Origin of the sequence: Paenibacillus sp. PK3_47 (assembly GCF_023520895.1) — a bacterium.
Lineage (GTDB): Bacteria > Bacillota > Bacilli > Paenibacillales > Paenibacillaceae > Paenibacillus_AQ.
Window position 1 is genome coordinate 3,871,330 of sequence record NZ_CP026029.1, and the last position, 14,901, is coordinate 3,886,230.

Sequence of the window (14,901 nt, forward strand, 5' to 3'; positions counted from 1 at the left end):
TTGAATTATAGAATACACGCGATGAACGGGAGCAGTAGACGGGAAAGGTAATCAGAGAGCTGCGGAATTGGTGCGACGCAGTTTACCCACCCCATTGAATCTCGCCCGGGAGCGGAGCGGCGGAAAGATCCAGGTACGCCGCAACGGATGTCCCCGTTACCGGACCTTCATGTGCATGCATATCATCCTTAAGGGAGGATAAGCACGCCGTGGGAAGAGCTGGACGCAGCTTTGGGTTAGCCTGTGAAGTAAAGGAGCCTGTGCGTCAAGAAGAGTGGTACCGCGGAGGGGTGACCCGCCGTCTCTTTATAGAGACGGCGGGTTTTTGTGTTGCTGCCGGCAGCAGTCAGGGAGGGACAAAGGCTTGAGCCGTAAGTCGACGTGCGGCTTAGTCACAGGAAGCATCACCAGAACCTGAAATGAACATAAACAACAATATTCCAGGAGGGAATTCCATGATTATTCCGGTAAAGAAACGCATTCAGATTTTTGATACTACGCTGCGTGACGGGGAGCAGGCTCCCGGGGCAAGTCTGACCCCTGAGCAAAAAATCATTTTGGCGCACAAGCTTGCCGGGCTGGGGGTTGATGTGCTGGAGCCGGGGTTCCCGGTGTCGAGTCCGGGTGATTTTGCTGCGGTGGAGGCCATCTCCCGTAATGTGCAGGGCGTGGAAATTTGCGGTTTTGCCCGTGCAGTCAAGGGGGACATTGATGCGGCTGTGCGTGCGACCCGTGACGCTGAACGCCGGCGGATCCATCTGTTCATTTCCTCCTCTGACATCCACCTGCGCCATCAGCTCCGTAAAAGCAGACCGGAGGTCGTTGCCGCTGCCCGTGAGATGACAGCCTATGCCCGCCAATTCTGCGATATTGTGGAGTTCACCGCGATGGATGCCGCCCGAACCGGCATTGATGATCTGATCGAGATGGTAGAGGCGGTCATTGAGGAAGGGGCGACGATCATCAACCTGCCGGATACGGTCGGTTATGCGCTGCCCCAGGAATACGGCGAGATGTTCCGGCGGGTACGGCTGGGAGCCAGAGGCGGGGATAAGGTCAGCTACAGCGCCCACTGCCATAATGATCTTGGGCTTGCCGTTGCGAACAGTCTGGCTGCCATTGAAGGCGGGGCTACCCAAATTGAAGTAACCGTTAACGGGGTGGGTGAACGTACAGGGAACTGTGCATTGGAGGAACTGGTCATGGCTCTGGAAACCCGTGGTGATGTTCTGGGTGCCGAAACGGGGATCGTACTGGAGAAGCTGTATGATACGTCGCGGATGATTAGCGGAGCAATGCATTTTCCGGTCGCCTATAACAAACCCGTCGTCGGCAGAAATGCCTTTCAGCATGAATCCGGGATTCATCAGGACGGCTTGCTGAAGGACCGCAGCACCTATGAGATCATGGACCCTGAACGGCTGGGCATCCCGCGCAGCATGATTATTCTGGGCAAGCACTCGGGCCGGCATGCACTGAAGGACCGGGCGGCGAAGTATGGAATTCACCTGGATGCGAAGGAGCTGGATGCGCTCTACGAATCCTTCAAGGAAACTGCTGACCGGCAAAAGGCAGTCAGCGACGACGAATTGCTGCGGATGGTCAGCAGCACCACCGGACAGCAGGCTCAGGTCTATGAGCTCGGCGAGGTTCAGGTGCTGGCCGGCAGTGCGCCGCGCCGCGTAGCTGCAGTAACTGTGCGGCACCTCAGAAGCGGTACAGAAACCTCGCATACCAGCACCGGCAACGGACCGCTCGAGGCGATCATTGCCGCAATCGGTCAGGGCATCACAGAGGAAATCGAGTTTTCCGGCCTGGAGCTGCATTCACTGGGCAGCGGCGAACACGCCCAGGCGGAAGCTGCAGTTATGGTAGAGTGGGAAGGCACTAAATTCCGGGGCACGGCGATTCATCAGGATATTGTAATGGCGGCAGGGAATGCCTATATTGCAGCCTGTAATTCGGCACTGCTCTCTGCGCAGGAAGTAACGGCAGCAGCGGCTGGTGTTAAGAGCGCTGAATAAGAACAGCGGAGAGACCTCAGCCGGTGCAGTTGCATACGGCTGAGGTCCTTTTTGATGCGCCGGAGGCAATCATGCTTTTGCTGTTATTTGATAGCGAAAAAGATAGAAAAATGACGAATGCGTCTTTTGTCAAGATGTGGACAAAGTTATCCACATATTCTCTCTGTATTGTGTAAAAACCGTGTAAAATCAGCAATTACGCCTGTTTTTTTTACGGCAAAACTGCGGATATATATAAGCTGTTTAATTTGTGGAAATTGTGGATAATGTGGATAATTCGGTGGATAAAAAGTTCTTGACAAATAAAATAGCGATTTAAAGCCTAAAAAAAGGCCCCGGGGGCCTTTTTAGGTTGTGAGTTATACACGGAAACTGTGGATGAGCTTGTGTATAACTGTTTATGAACAATTTGAAAACTCTTAAAAAATATTTAATTAACGCATTTACATTATTCGTCAGCAAGTTTTTCCCATTCGTTAAATAATTCTCCAAGAGCAGTCTTTTTGGTTTTCAGGTCATTTTCATGCTCCTGCAAAGCGACATAATCCTGGTATACCTCCGGTTTGGTCATCTCAGTTTCGACAGCGGCAATCTCTTCTTCCAGGCGTGAGATGTTCTCTTCCAGCTCGGTAATCCGCCGCTGGCGGCTGCGCTCCTCGCGTTTGGCCTGCTTGTCTGCTTCATAGGAAGAGGCTGTGCCTTTCTCTGCAGCAGGAAGCTCGGCAGCGGCAGTTCTGGCTGCTTTGGCGGAAGCCAGCTCCGCTTCTTCCAGGGCGATGGCTTCGAGCTCTTTTTTCTTATTAATATAGTCATCGTAGTTGCCAAGATATTGGTCAATACCTGAGGGATGAAGCTCCAGCACGCGTTCGGCCATTTTGTTAAGAAAGTAACGGTCATGAGATATGAAGAGCAGGGTGCCTTCAAAATCGATCAATGCCGCTTCCAGTACCTCGCGGCTGACCAGATCCAGGTGGTTGGTGGGCTCATCGAGAATGAGCATGTTGGCGCCGCGCAGCATTAGCTTGGACAGGGCTACACGTGCCTTTTCGCCGCCGCTCAGGGAAGCGACCTTCTTCAGGACATCTTCTCCGCTGAACAGGAAGTTGCCGAGAATGGTGCGGATACGCGCTTCTTCCAGCATCGGATATTCACTCCAGAGCTCTTCCAGCACGGTGTTCTTCGGATTAAGCCTGGTCTGCTCCTGATCGTAGTAGGCAATCTTTACTTTGGCTCCCCAGTTAACGGTGCCAGCCGATGGCTCGCGTGTGCCTGTCAGGCACTGCAGCAGGGTAGATTTGCCGATTCCGTTCGGTCCGATAAGCGCTGCTGTCTCGCCCCGGCGCAGCTCAAAGCCGGCGTTCCGGAAGAGCGGAGCCGCATCTTCGCTAAAGGCCACGGCCACATCACGGACCTGAAGCACCTCTTTACCGGACATGAAATCGGGCTCAAAGGAGAAGCTGGCCTTTTTGAGGTCACCAAGCGGCTTGTCGATACGGTCCATTTTTTCCAGCGCTTTACGCCGGCTTTGCGCACGTTTGGTGGTGGAGGCACGCACGATGTTGCGCTGTACGAAATCCTCCATGCGTGAAATCTCTTCCTGCTGCTTCTCATACTGCTTCATGCGGATTTCGTATTCCGCTGCCTTCAGTTCCATGTAACGGCTGTAATTCCCCGTGTAACGCCGGGACTGATGCCGTTCAATCTCGACGATGGTTGTCACCAGGCGGTCAAGAAAATACCGGTCATGGGAGACAACCAGGATGCCGCCCGCGTAGCTGCGCAGGTAATCCTCCAGCCAGGTCAGCGTTTCGATATCTAGATGGTTGGTTGGCTCATCCAGCATGAGCAGGTCCGGAGCCTGAAGCAGAATGCGGGCCAGGGCCAGACGTGTCTTCTGCCCTCCGCTGAGCGTAGCGATGGGCGTATCCGGTGCGAACTCGCCGAAGCCCATGCCGTGCAGTACACTGCGTATCCGTGTGTTCATTTCATAGCCGCCATGGTCCTTGAACCAGTCCGAGCGTTTGGCATAACGGTCCAGAAGATCCTCATAGCGCTTGGGATCGTCCGCCAGCTTGGGGTCGGCGATATCGGCTTCCATCTGCCGCAGCTCCGCTTCCGCTTCAATCAACGGGGCGAAGACGGCCAGCATTTCCTCCTGAATCGTCTTGTCGGACTGCAGGCCGCTGTTCTGGGCCAGATAGCCGATGGTTGTTTCTTTGGATTTATGAATTTGCCCGCTGTCAAAAGACATCTCGCCTGCGAGGATCTGCAGGAAGGTGGATTTACCGGCACCGTTGACGCCGACCAGACCGACCCGTTCTTTTTCATTCACCTGCAGGCTTATGCCGTCCAGCACGCTCTGAATACCATATGATTTTGTAATACCTGTCGCTTGAAGAAGCATACCGATGAAACCTCCGCCCTTGCATATTTCGCCGTGACGCTCTCCGCCCGGCTGTAATTTTCTTATATTATAGTTTACATGAAAAGCGTTTGCGGCGCGAGGGGGCCGGGATTTTGCCGGTTTATCCAGGCCAGCGGGAATACAGATGCAAATTTGGAGACTGCTTTTGGTATATGTGTATACGATATTGAATAATTGCTTCGCCTAACAAGCACACTCTTACAACCTTGGCGAATTGGAGAGAAGAGTGGTAAACTGAGTTTACAAACTATGATAAGCTAGGTACATGATAAAGAGGAGGCGGCTGCCTATGACAGGCCCGGGTGTCCCGCTCGCCGAGTGGAAGCGGGAACTTCGCGCGGAAAGAGCGGCCGTCCGTGACAAGCTGACTGTGGAGCAGAGGTCCTCCTGGTCTTCCCGAATCTGCAGTCTCGCATGGCAGTGGTTCCGCGGAGAAGGGGCGTCTGCCATGCTCGCATACGTCCCTTTTCGTTCGGAAGTGGATACCCGTCTGCTTATCGAGGAGTGCTGGGCCGGCGGTAATATGGTGCTGCTTCCGCGGGTGATCCGCTCCGGCGGGATGATGAGCCTGCATGCAGTGAGCTCCTGGGAGGAGCTTGCACCCGGTGCTTACGGGATCCTGGAGCCGGCCGCCGCCAGTACCGGGCATACAGAGCAGGACCTGATGCCGGAGGTTGTTTTTGTGCCGGGTTTGGCTTTTGACATCAAAGGCGGGCGGCTGGGTTATGGTGCGGGCTACTATGACCGGATGAGGGCTGCCTGGGAAGGCCGGTATCCGCTCAAGCCGCCGCTGTGGGTGGGACTTGCTTACGGCGTCCAGCTGCTGACGGAAGTGCCTATGGATGACCATGATGCCTATATGGACATGCTGATTACGGAGGATGGGATCATTCATTGCCGGAAGGAGAAGTAACATGGAGTTAACTCATTTTAATGAGCAGGGGCGGGCCCGCATGGTGGATGTCAGTGACAAGGAGATCACCAAACGGTCCGCTTCGGCACGAAGCAAGGTGAAGATGGAGCAGCAGACGCTTGCTGCGATTAAGGCGGGCAAGATCGGCAAGGGTGATGTGCTTGCTGTGGCTCAGGTTGCCGGAATTATGGCTGCCAAAAAAACCTCAGACTATATTCCGATGTGCCATCCGCTTCCGCTGACCGGAATTGATATCAGCTTCTCGGATAACAGCAAAGATGAACTTTATATAGAAGCAACTGTCAAAACAACCGGGAAAACCGGTGTGGAGATGGAGGCGCTGACTGCTGTTTCAGTGGCGGCGTTGACTGTGTACGACATGTGCAAGGCACTGCAAAAGGATATGATAATCGGCCCAACCTTGCTTTCGTCCAAAAGCGGCGGCAAAAATGGGGATTACGTACTGGAAGAATAGCAGGAGGGCTGCAGTAAACGGCTGCCCGTACATATTATATAGAGAGGGAGGGACAACCTATGGCGTGGAAAACAGCAATCCTGACGGCCAGTGATAAGGGGGCCAGAGGCGAACGGGAAGACACGAGCGCCCAGGTTATTCGGGAGCTGGTGGAAGAAGAGCTTGGCGGAGAGATTATCGAGTACCGGATCGTTCCGGATGAGCAGGATGAAATTATTGCTGCTTTGATTGAATTGACGGATTATTTTCAGGCTGACCTCGTGCTGACTACGGGAGGAACGGATCTGGCAATCCGCGATGTTACACCTGAAGCTACAAGACGTGTGATCGAGAGGGAGGTACCCGGTCTCTCTGAAGCGATGCGGAGCACAGTGATGCAGAAGAACCGGGCAGCTATGCTGTTCCGCGGAATATGCGGGATCCGCGGCAGAACGCTGATTGTCAATTTGCCGGGTACACCCAAGGGTGTGCATGAAAATTTGGCGGCAATTATGGATCAGCTGCCTGAAGCTTTGTTAATGGTAACCGGCCAGTACCGCCAATAGACGGCCCGGCCTCACCCGGTTGCAAGAAAACGTCCTGGAAAGCCGATGGATGTGTGACATAAGTTATGGTATTATTAAGATATTGTTAACGATATCATGAACGGATCTAATCGGTGAGGAGGAATAACATGAGTGGTATTGGTGCTCCCGGGATTATATTACTGGTTATCTTAGCATTGTTGCTCTTCGGGCCGAGCAAGCTGCCTGAGCTTGGCAGGGCGGTAGGACGTACTTTCCGTGAATTCAAGGACGGTGCCCGTGAAATTATCAGTGAACCTGAACCGGCTAAGAAAAGCGAGTCTTCCGTGCCGTCTCAGGCCCCGCAGACGGTCGCTGCTGAACTCCCGCAGAACAGACGCCTGCCGGAATAATACGATCCACACACAGGGGCGTTAGTCTCAGTTCTGCTTCAGACTGGGATGACGCTCTTTTTTTACGTATCAGGAAGTATATATCCATACATATGTCCTTTAGGTGGTGTCTGTCATGTCTCTGGAAGCGGAAGAAATGTCTGTGGTTGAGCATCTTACCGAACTGCGCAGACGGATCATTTATGTGCTGGCTGTTTTTGTGGCGGGGCTGGCAGGAGGATTGTTCGCGGCAAGGCCGGTATACCAGTATCTGATCCACGCTGACCATGCGCAGGGGTTCGTTCTGCATGCTTTTTCCTTTTGGGACGGAATCGGCATGTACATGAAAATTGCTATGGCGGTGTCCCTGGCGGTGTCTCTGCCTTTTATCGTCTACCAGTTATGGGCATTTATCAGCCCCGGCCTGCATCCGGCAGAGCGGAGTGCTGCCTTGCGCTATGTTCCTTATGTGTTTATTTTGTTTATTGCCGGGATTGCATTTGCCTATTACATTGTGTTTCCGATGGCACTTTCGTTCACGATCGCTGTAAATCACAGCATGGGCCTGGAGGAGACGTACGGGATTGCCCAGTATTTCAGCTTCATGTTCACTCTGGTCATTCCGCTGGCCCTGCTGTTCGAGCTGCCGCTGATCGTCATGTTCCTGACCAAGCTGAGAATCCTTAACCCGCTGCGCTTGCGCCGGATGCGCCGCTATGCCTACTTCGCGCTGGTCTTTATCGCCGTAGTGATCACACCGCCCGATTTTATCTCGGATTTTCTGGTGACGATTCCCTTGCTGATCCTGTATGAATTCAGCGTGTTTCTGTCTGCTTTCGTCTACCGCAAGCAGCTTGCGGGGGATGCCGAGCGGGAGGCGCGTTATGTTAGCAAAGAGGGGTAAGGACTGGGATTCCAGGTGGCCGGAGTTGCGGATGCAGCTCCCGCTTGTTCCGCCGGCTGACTGGGGCTGAGTGGGCGGAATGAGCGGGGATTTTCCCGTTCATGTGTGGAAAAGGTTTGGATTGGCTGGAATGAACGGGAATTTTCCCGCTAATAGGGGCAAAAGTTCTGGTTTGGTTGGAATCAACGGGAATTTTCCCGTTCATAGGGGCAAAAATTCTGGATTGGCCGGAATCAACGGGAATTTTCCCGTTCATAGGGGCAAAAGTTCTGGATTGGCTGGAATCAACGGGAATAATCCCGTTCATAGGGGCAAAAATTCTGGATTGGCCGGAATCAACGGGAATTTTCCCGTTCATAGGGGCAAAAATTCTGGATTGGCCGGAATCAACGGGAATTTTCCCGCTGATAGGGGCAAAATTTCTGGATTGGCTGGAATGAACGGGAATTTTCCCGCTAATAGGGGCAAAGCCATAGAGCGATAGCCCACATCCGCCGAAATGAAAGGTATTTATACCTCTGATTCCTACAAATAGCCCGCATCCGCCCAAATGAAAGGTACTTATACCTCTGATTCCGCCAAATAGCCCGTATCCGCCGAAATGAAAGGTATTTATACCTCTGATTCCGTCAGTTAGCCCACATCCGCCGAAATGAAAGGTATTTATACCTCTGATTCCGTCAGTTAATCCACATCCGCCGAAATGAAAGGTACTTATACCTCTGATTCCGCCAGTTAGCCCACATCCGCCCAAATTGAAAGGTACTTATACCTCTGATTCCGCCAAATAGCCCGCATTTCCGAATCCAACCGACTCCTGCTGAATTGCGCCAAACGATCCGCACCAACTGAACCCAACGCTGCATTTCCCGCCATTTCCCTTAAAACAATTTCTTTTTTTCGTCAGGCTTATTCTACTTTGTTCATTGTTCATTCCACCTGCGTCCTTCACCATATCCCTCATTTTTCAAAGTTTTATTGATAAACTCACTCTATTTCTTTAATGAGTTCCTTGCCAGCCTTGCTGCGCCCCCCTAATCAGGCATATTTTATGCCCTGGTGGATAGAATGTATGAGAGTGTGTAAGGGACAACCCGTACAGGCCGAATTTTTACCAAAAATGAATACGATTTTACGCAAAAGGACTTGAAATCCGTCTTCAAGTTGGGTATCATAAAAATTGTTGTTAGCACTAAAGGAGGTTGAGTGCTAACGGTCCTGAGAAATACAGAAACGGCCGGTGTTTTACCGCGTGCGGGACGATATTTCTCACCTGCCGCAGATTCTTTTACCGGAGTCCCGGCATCCCAAACTATGTGTTTAAGCTAAATAACATAATTTCAAAGGAGGCTATTTTTCATGATCAAACCACTAGGTGAACGCGTATTGGTAGAACCAAGCGAGCAAGAGGAAACTACTTCTTTCGGAATCGTACTTCCGGACTCTTCCAAAGAGAAGCCGCAAGAAGGCAAAATTATCGCTGTGGGCAGCGGTGCATTGAAAGACGGAGTGCGCGTGCCTCTGGAAGTTAAAGAAGGCGACCGCGTAATTTTCTCCAAATATGCCGGCACTGAAATCAAATACGAAGGCAAAGAATATTTGATTATGAAAGAAAGCGACATTCACGCGATTCTTGACTAAGAGAACGCTCATAAGTTACATCCCAATTTACTTACAACGGGCATAGCGGCTTAAATAGCAGGCTGTGTCCGGAGAATAGCATGGAATACACACACCAAACTTTAGGAGGTTAATTACACAATGGCAAAAGAAATTAAGTTCAGTGAAGACGCACGCCGCTCGATGCTCCGCGGGGTTGATGCTTTGGCAAACGCAGTTAAGGTAACACTGGGACCTAAAGGCCGCAACGTGGTACTGGAGAAGAAATTCGGCAGCCCGCTCATCACTAACGACGGTGTTACAATCGCCAAAGAAATCGAACTTGAAGATGCATTCGAGAACATGGGTGCACAGCTCGTTAAAGAAGTTGCTACCAAAACTAACGATGTAGCCGGTGACGGTACTACTACTGCAACAGTTCTGGCTCAAGCGATGATCCGCGAAGGTCTGAAGAACGTAACTGCAGGTGCTAACCCGATGGTTATCCGCAAAGGGATCGACAAAGCGGTTAAGGCTGCTGTAGTAGAACTGCAAAACATCGCTAAACCAATCGAGGATTCCCAAGCGATCGCCCAAGTAGCCGCTATCTCTGCTGCTGACGACGAAGTGGGCCAACTGATTGCTGAAGCTATGGAAAAAGTGGGCAAAGACGGCGTTATCACCGTTGAAGAATCCCGCGGCTTCCTGACTGAGCTTGAAGTGGTAGAAGGTATGCAATTCGACCGCGGCTACATTTCCCCGTACATGATTACTGATACGGACAAAATGGAGGCTGTACTCGACAACCCGTACATCCTGATCACTGACAAAAAAATCAGCAGCACCCAAGAAATCCTTCCGCTGCTTGAGAAGATCGTTCAACAAGCACGTCCGCTTGTAATCATTGCTGAAGATATCGAAGGCGAAGCCCAAGCCATGCTGATCGTGAACAAGCTGCGCGGAACCTTCAACGCTGTTGCTGTTAAAGCTCCTGGCTTCGGCGACCGCCGTGAAGCAATGCTGCAGGATATCGCTGCCCTGACAGGCGGCCAAGTGATCACTGAGAAGCTGGGCCTTGACCTGAAGAGCACTTCCATTGAGCAGCTGGGTAACGCACGTCAAGTGCGCGTAACCAAAGAGAACACTACAATTGTTGACGGCAGCGGCGACAAAGCGGACATCAATGCACGCGTTAGCCAAATCCGTTCCCAACTGGAAGAAACCACTTCCGAATTCGACAAAGAAAAACTGCAGGAGCGTCTGGCTAAACTTGCCGGCGGCGTAGCCGTTGTCAAAGTAGGCGCTGCAACTGAAACTGAACTGAAAGAGCGCAAACTGCGCATCGAAGACGCCCTGAACGCAACCCGCGCTGCGGTTGAAGAAGGTATCGTATCCGGTGGGGGTACAGCTCTTGTGAACGTATATAACGCTGTAGCCGCTGTAGAAGTATCCGGCGACGAAAAAACCGGTGTGAACATCGTACTGCGTGCTCTGGAAGAGCCGATCCGTACAATCGCTGCTAACGCCGGCGAAGAAGGTTCCGTTATCGTGGACCGTCTGAAAAAAGAATCCGTTGGCATTGGTTACAACGCTGCAACCGGCGAATGGGTGAACATGTTCGAAGCAGGGATCGTTGACCCTGCCAAGGTAACCCGCTCCGCGCTGCAAAATGCTGCATCCGTAGCCGCTATGTTCCTGACCACTGAAGCTGTTATCGCTGACAAGCCTGAGCCTGAAAAAGGCGGCGGCATGCCGGATATGGGCGGAATGGGCGGAATGGGTGGCATGATGTAAGGGAATCCCCCTCATCCTGGCTTTAAATTCAAATAATTAATCAAAAAGGATCAATAAAACGGTATCTCCGTTTTGTTGATCCTTTTTTAATCCGGAAGGTATTCCTTGCTGGAGAAGGAGATAGAGCTTTCTATACATGAAACAGCGGTTGATAATCACAAGCTGCATATGTATGGTTTACCACCTGCGTGCTAGTCTAGCATAGCTCCACGGTTCAGTACGTCAGCGGCTTTAAGTAAATGGGCTTGAATTAACTGGCTGGCCAGCCTGCTGTCTTGGGCGGATATGGCCTCATATATGGAGTGATGCTCTTGTAGAAGCAGTGCGGCAGAAGACTTGTCTTCAAAAAACCACAGCTGGCGGGTCTTTCCCATCGTTTCGGTTAGTTTAGAGGCAAGGGAGCCCATCAATGTATTAAGCAGTTCATTATGGGAGGCGGCAGCTATAGCAAGATGAAATTCAATATCCGCATGTTCACTCATCTGCGTATTGTTCATGGCCAGGGCATGCTCCATTTGTTCAATAATCACCTTTAACCTCTCAAGATCCTTCTCATTCCGCCGCTCGGCAGCGAAAGCAGCACTGCCGCTTTCAAGCCAAATACGAACCTCCAAGATTTCTTTAACATTTTCCGAATGTTTGAACGGATCATGCGAGTTGCCCGGAGAGGGAGGCAGTACTTTATTCACAAAAGTACCTCCGCCATGTTTAACATCGATCCAGCCCGTCGCCTTTAGTGCACTTAATGCCTCACGAATGGTGGAACGGCCCACTCCAAAAGAGAGACTGAGGTCTACTACGGACGGCAGCTTTTGACCGGGCTGCAAGCGGCCTTCCTCAATCTGGGTAAGAATGGCTCTGCGCACAAGCTCATGTCCCTTTTCAGTTTCTACCTTTATCGGATCCATAATAAATATAACCTCCCGAAGATATAACTATTGACTATAATGTACAACTTTAATACATTATTATCAATAAAAAGTCATCAGATGACCTGCTCACTTTTGCAATGGAGGGATGAATCATGTTGATTGAAACAGCGGTCAGACAATTGCGTGAAAGTGTAGGGGAGCAATTTTTCCGGACAGATCAGGAGGCTTTAATTGCGCATTCCTATGATGGAACGCCTATGCTGCAGGCTTTGCCTGATGGTGTTATTTACCCGGGATCAACAGAGCAGGTTTCAGAAATTATGCAAATAGCCAGCAGCCATCGTATTCCGGTTATAACAAGAGGCTCAGGCTCCAATCTTTGCGGAGGTACAGTACCGTTGCAAGGAGGTATTGTGATGGTTATGCACCGCATGAATAAGATTATTGAGGTTGATATGGAAAACTTAACGGCAGCAGTCCAGCCCGGTGTAATTACAGGACAATTCATTACACATGTTGAAGAACTGGGGTTATTCTATCCGCCAGATCCAAGCAGCATGAAGATCTCTACCATTGGCGGCAATATTGCTGAATGCTCTGGGGGGCTTAGAGGCTTAAAGTACGGAACTACGAAGGATTATGTTCTTGGCTTAACTGCTGTGCTGGCCGATGGCTCCGTCCTCCGCACCGGCGGAAAATTGACCAAGGATGTCGCCGGGTATGACTTGACGAAACTGTTAGTGGGCTCGGAAGGAACCCTTGCCATTATTACAGAAGCGGTTCTCAAGCTTATTCCTCAGCCAAAGACAAAAAAAACGATGGTTGCGATGTATAAGGATATTTACGGCGCAGCGCGTACAGTATCGAAAATTATTAAAAATCAGATTATTCCCGCGACCTTAGAAATATTGGATAATCCGACCATCCGGGTGGTTGATGATTTCGCAAAAATCGGCTTGCCCCTGGATATGGCCGCGATCCTTATTATTGAGCAGGATGGTGAGCCGGAAGTGGTTGAACGTGATATTGAACAAATTCAGCTTATATGCAGGGAAGAACAAGCGGACCGGATTGAAGTAGCGGCTGACCGTAAAGAAGCGGAAAAACTGCTGACTGCCAGACGCAGCGCATTTACCGCGCTCGCTCGCTTACGCCCGACGACGATCCTTGAGGATGCTACCGTACCCCGTTCCAAAATTGCCGATATGATCTTGCGGACAAATGCAATCGCCAAAAAATACAATGTGAATATAGCGACCTTTGGTCATGCAGGTGATGGAAATCTGCATCCGACGGCAACGACTGACGCGCGTGACCATGAAGAAGTGCATCGGGTGGAGGCGGCATTTGCAGAAATTTTTGCAGCGGCTATCGAACTCGGCGGGACCATAACCGGCGAGCATGGAGTGGGTGTTGTGAAAGCGCCTTATTTGGAGTGGAAGGTTGGAGAAGCCGGCGTGGAAGTGATGAGAGGAATCAAAAGTGCTTTCGACCCGTTGAATATTTTGAATCCGGATAAAATGTTTGCGAAGGAAACGAAGAAGAGGGTGGTGATGCAACGTGGATAGAACTACAGGAAAGCCGGTCATCGAGCATACTGATCCTCTGGCCCGGACCTTATTAGAGAAGCTTGATTATGATCAGCTAACCAATTGCATGCGCTGCGGCTTCTGCCTGCCTGCGTGCCCGACATTCAGTGAAACAGGGGTGGAGCCTGCCTCTCCGCGTGGACGTATTGCACTGATGAAAGCTGCTGTGGATGGGCTAATGGTGCCTGATCAGCAATTCCAGGATCAAATGAACTTGTGTCTGGGCTGCCGTGCCTGTGAACCGGCTTGTCCGGCAGATGTGAAATATGGTCAATTAATTGAACAGACGAAGGAGGCGATGGAGGAGCATGCCACTCATTCTTTACCTGTTAAAGCTATCCGCAGGATGGTATTCAAACATATATTTCCGAAGCACGGACGCCTGAAGCTGCTTGGAGGGGCACTATCACTTTATCAAAAATCCGCCGTGAAAAAGGCAGTACAGTCCACAGGAGTCATGAAGCTGCTTCCAAAGCAGTTATCGGAGATCGAAGCTATTTTACCGGCCGCCAGCTCTAAGGGGGTTGTGGAGCGTCTGGGTACATTTTTTCCGGCAAAAGGTGAACCGCTCGCCAGAGTTGCGCTGTTCCGCGGTTGTATCATGGATATTATATTTGCTGATACGAATGTGAACACAGTGGAGCTGCTGTCTGCTGCGGGCTTTGAGGTATATATTCCTGAAGGTCAGGTATGCTGTGGTGCACTATATGCCCATAGTGGAGAAATGGGCGATGCCAGAAAGCTGGCTGCCGTGAATATCGATACATTCAAACAGCTCAATGTCGATTACATTGTGTCCAATGCAGGCGGCTGTGGGGCGCTGCTCGTTGAATATGACCATCTAATGCAGGAGGATTTCAAGTACCGTGACTCAGCTAAATGGTTTGCTTCAAGAGTGATTGATGTCAGCACATTGGTAGTAGAGAAGGGGCGTATCCCGAATTTTGCGCAACCTGAAAGCTCTGTGCAAGCCGGCAAAATTAAAGTGACGTACCAGGATTCCTGTCATCTGCGCAATGTAATGAAAGGCTCGGACGCCCCGCGTATATTGATGAAGCAGATAGCTAATGCTGAATTTGTAGAAATGTCCGAAGCTGACCGCTGCTGCGGCTCTGCCGGTATATATAATATTGTACAGCCTGAGATGGCAGGTTTTATCCTTGAACATAAAATGGAGCATGCGAACAAGACACAGGCGAGCTATATGTTAACGAGTAATCCAGGCTGTCTGCTTCAAATGAAGGCCGGTATTGGAAAGCATCCGCCGGATCATCCGATGCGGGCAATGCACATTGTCGATTTTTTGCATGAACGGATGGCTGGTTCAGAGTGATAATAGGAATTATGTGTGCCAATATGGTTTTGCTATTGAAATAGGCCGCCTGTATTGTTTATGATAATATCTATGTTA

Annotated in this window: 13 protein-coding genes and 1 other annotated feature; of the genes, 11 read left to right on the forward strand and 2 right to left on the reverse strand. The window is 50.9% G+C overall.

Features of this window, described 5'->3' with window-relative positions:
• Positions 1 to 12 precede the first annotated feature (12 nt).
• Positions 13 to 309, forward strand: a binding site (T-box leader).
• Between the two features lie 146 nt (positions 310 to 455).
• Positions 456 to 2,024, forward strand: a complete 1,569-nt coding sequence (locus tag C2I18_RS17145) for a 2-isopropylmalate synthase (RefSeq protein ID WP_249896973.1) — start codon at positions 456 to 458, stop codon at positions 2,022 to 2,024.
• 448 nt (positions 2,025 to 2,472) lie between these two features.
• Here C2I18_RS17145 and C2I18_RS17150 read toward each other — a convergent pair whose 3' ends face one another.
• Positions 2,473 to 4,428: an ABC-F family ATP-binding cassette domain-containing protein gene (locus tag C2I18_RS17150; RefSeq protein WP_249896974.1), complete on the reverse strand. Its 1,956-nt coding sequence runs from the start codon at positions 4,426 to 4,428 to the stop codon at positions 2,473 to 2,475.
• 310 nt (positions 4,429 to 4,738) lie between these two features.
• On the opposite strand from C2I18_RS17150, the gene C2I18_RS17155 reads away from it, so the two are divergent.
• The 8 genes from C2I18_RS17155 to groL all read left to right on the forward strand — a co-directional run bounded on the left by C2I18_RS17155 (position 4,739) and on the right by groL (position 11,029).
• Positions 4,739 to 5,362: a 5-formyltetrahydrofolate cyclo-ligase gene (locus C2I18_RS17155; protein ID WP_249896975.1), complete on the forward strand. Its 624-nt coding sequence runs from the start codon at positions 4,739 to 4,741 to the stop codon at positions 5,360 to 5,362.
• 1 nt (position 5,363) lies between these two features.
• On the forward strand, positions 5,364 to 5,837 hold the full coding sequence (moaC, locus tag C2I18_RS17160; protein WP_249896976.1) for a cyclic pyranopterin monophosphate synthase MoaC: 474 nt from the start codon (positions 5,364 to 5,366) through the stop codon (positions 5,835 to 5,837).
• A gap of 59 nt (positions 5,838 to 5,896) precedes the next feature.
• Entirely contained in the window at positions 5,897 to 6,382 is a 486-nt protein-coding gene (locus C2I18_RS17165) for a MogA/MoaB family molybdenum cofactor biosynthesis protein (RefSeq protein ID WP_036693720.1), read from the forward strand.
• 128 nt (positions 6,383 to 6,510) lie between these two features.
• Positions 6,511 to 6,753, forward strand: coding sequence for a twin-arginine translocase TatA/TatE family subunit (gene tatA / locus C2I18_RS17170; protein ID WP_249896977.1), 243 nt, complete (start codon positions 6,511 to 6,513; stop codon positions 6,751 to 6,753).
• A 115-nt stretch (positions 6,754 to 6,868) separates the two neighbouring features.
• Positions 6,869 to 7,636, forward strand: a complete 768-nt coding sequence (gene tatC, locus C2I18_RS17175; protein ID WP_249896978.1) for a twin-arginine translocase subunit TatC — start codon at positions 6,869 to 6,871, stop codon at positions 7,634 to 7,636.
• Positions 7,637 to 7,812: 176 nt separating this feature from the next.
• Positions 7,813 to 8,076, forward strand: a complete 264-nt coding sequence (locus tag C2I18_RS17180) for a hypothetical protein (protein WP_249896979.1) — start codon at positions 7,813 to 7,815, stop codon at positions 8,074 to 8,076.
• A 919-nt stretch (positions 8,077 to 8,995) separates the two neighbouring features.
• A complete protein-coding gene (gene groES, locus C2I18_RS17185) occupies positions 8,996 to 9,277 on the forward strand; it encodes a co-chaperone GroES (protein ID WP_249896980.1) in 282 nt (93 codons plus the stop codon).
• A 120-nt stretch (positions 9,278 to 9,397) separates the two neighbouring features.
• Positions 9,398 to 11,029 carry a chaperonin GroEL gene (gene groL, locus C2I18_RS17190; RefSeq protein WP_249896981.1) on the forward strand — a complete coding sequence of 544 codons (1,632 nt, stop codon included), beginning with the start codon at positions 9,398 to 9,400 and terminating at the stop codon, positions 11,027 to 11,029.
• A gap of 191 nt (positions 11,030 to 11,220) precedes the next feature.
• On the opposite strand, the gene C2I18_RS17195 is transcribed toward groL, so the two are convergent.
• Positions 11,221 to 11,937: a FadR/GntR family transcriptional regulator gene (locus tag C2I18_RS17195; RefSeq protein WP_249896982.1), complete on the reverse strand. Its 717-nt coding sequence runs from the start codon at positions 11,935 to 11,937 to the stop codon at positions 11,221 to 11,223.
• Positions 11,938 to 12,053: 116 nt separating this feature from the next.
• Between C2I18_RS17195 and C2I18_RS17200 the strand changes: the two genes are divergently transcribed.
• Together C2I18_RS17200 and C2I18_RS17205 are read left to right on the forward strand one after the other, a co-directional pair.
• Positions 12,054 to 13,469, forward strand: coding sequence for an FAD-binding oxidoreductase (locus C2I18_RS17200; protein WP_249896983.1), 1,416 nt, complete (start codon positions 12,054 to 12,056; stop codon positions 13,467 to 13,469).
• The gene (locus tag C2I18_RS17205; protein ID WP_481857812.1) at positions 13,462 to 14,823 is read left to right on the forward strand and encodes a (Fe-S)-binding protein; all 1,362 of its coding nucleotides are present in this window, start codon (positions 13,462 to 13,464) and stop codon (positions 14,821 to 14,823) included. The genes C2I18_RS17200 and C2I18_RS17205 overlap by 8 nt, the downstream gene beginning before the upstream one ends.
• Positions 14,824 to 14,901 lie beyond the last annotated feature (78 nt).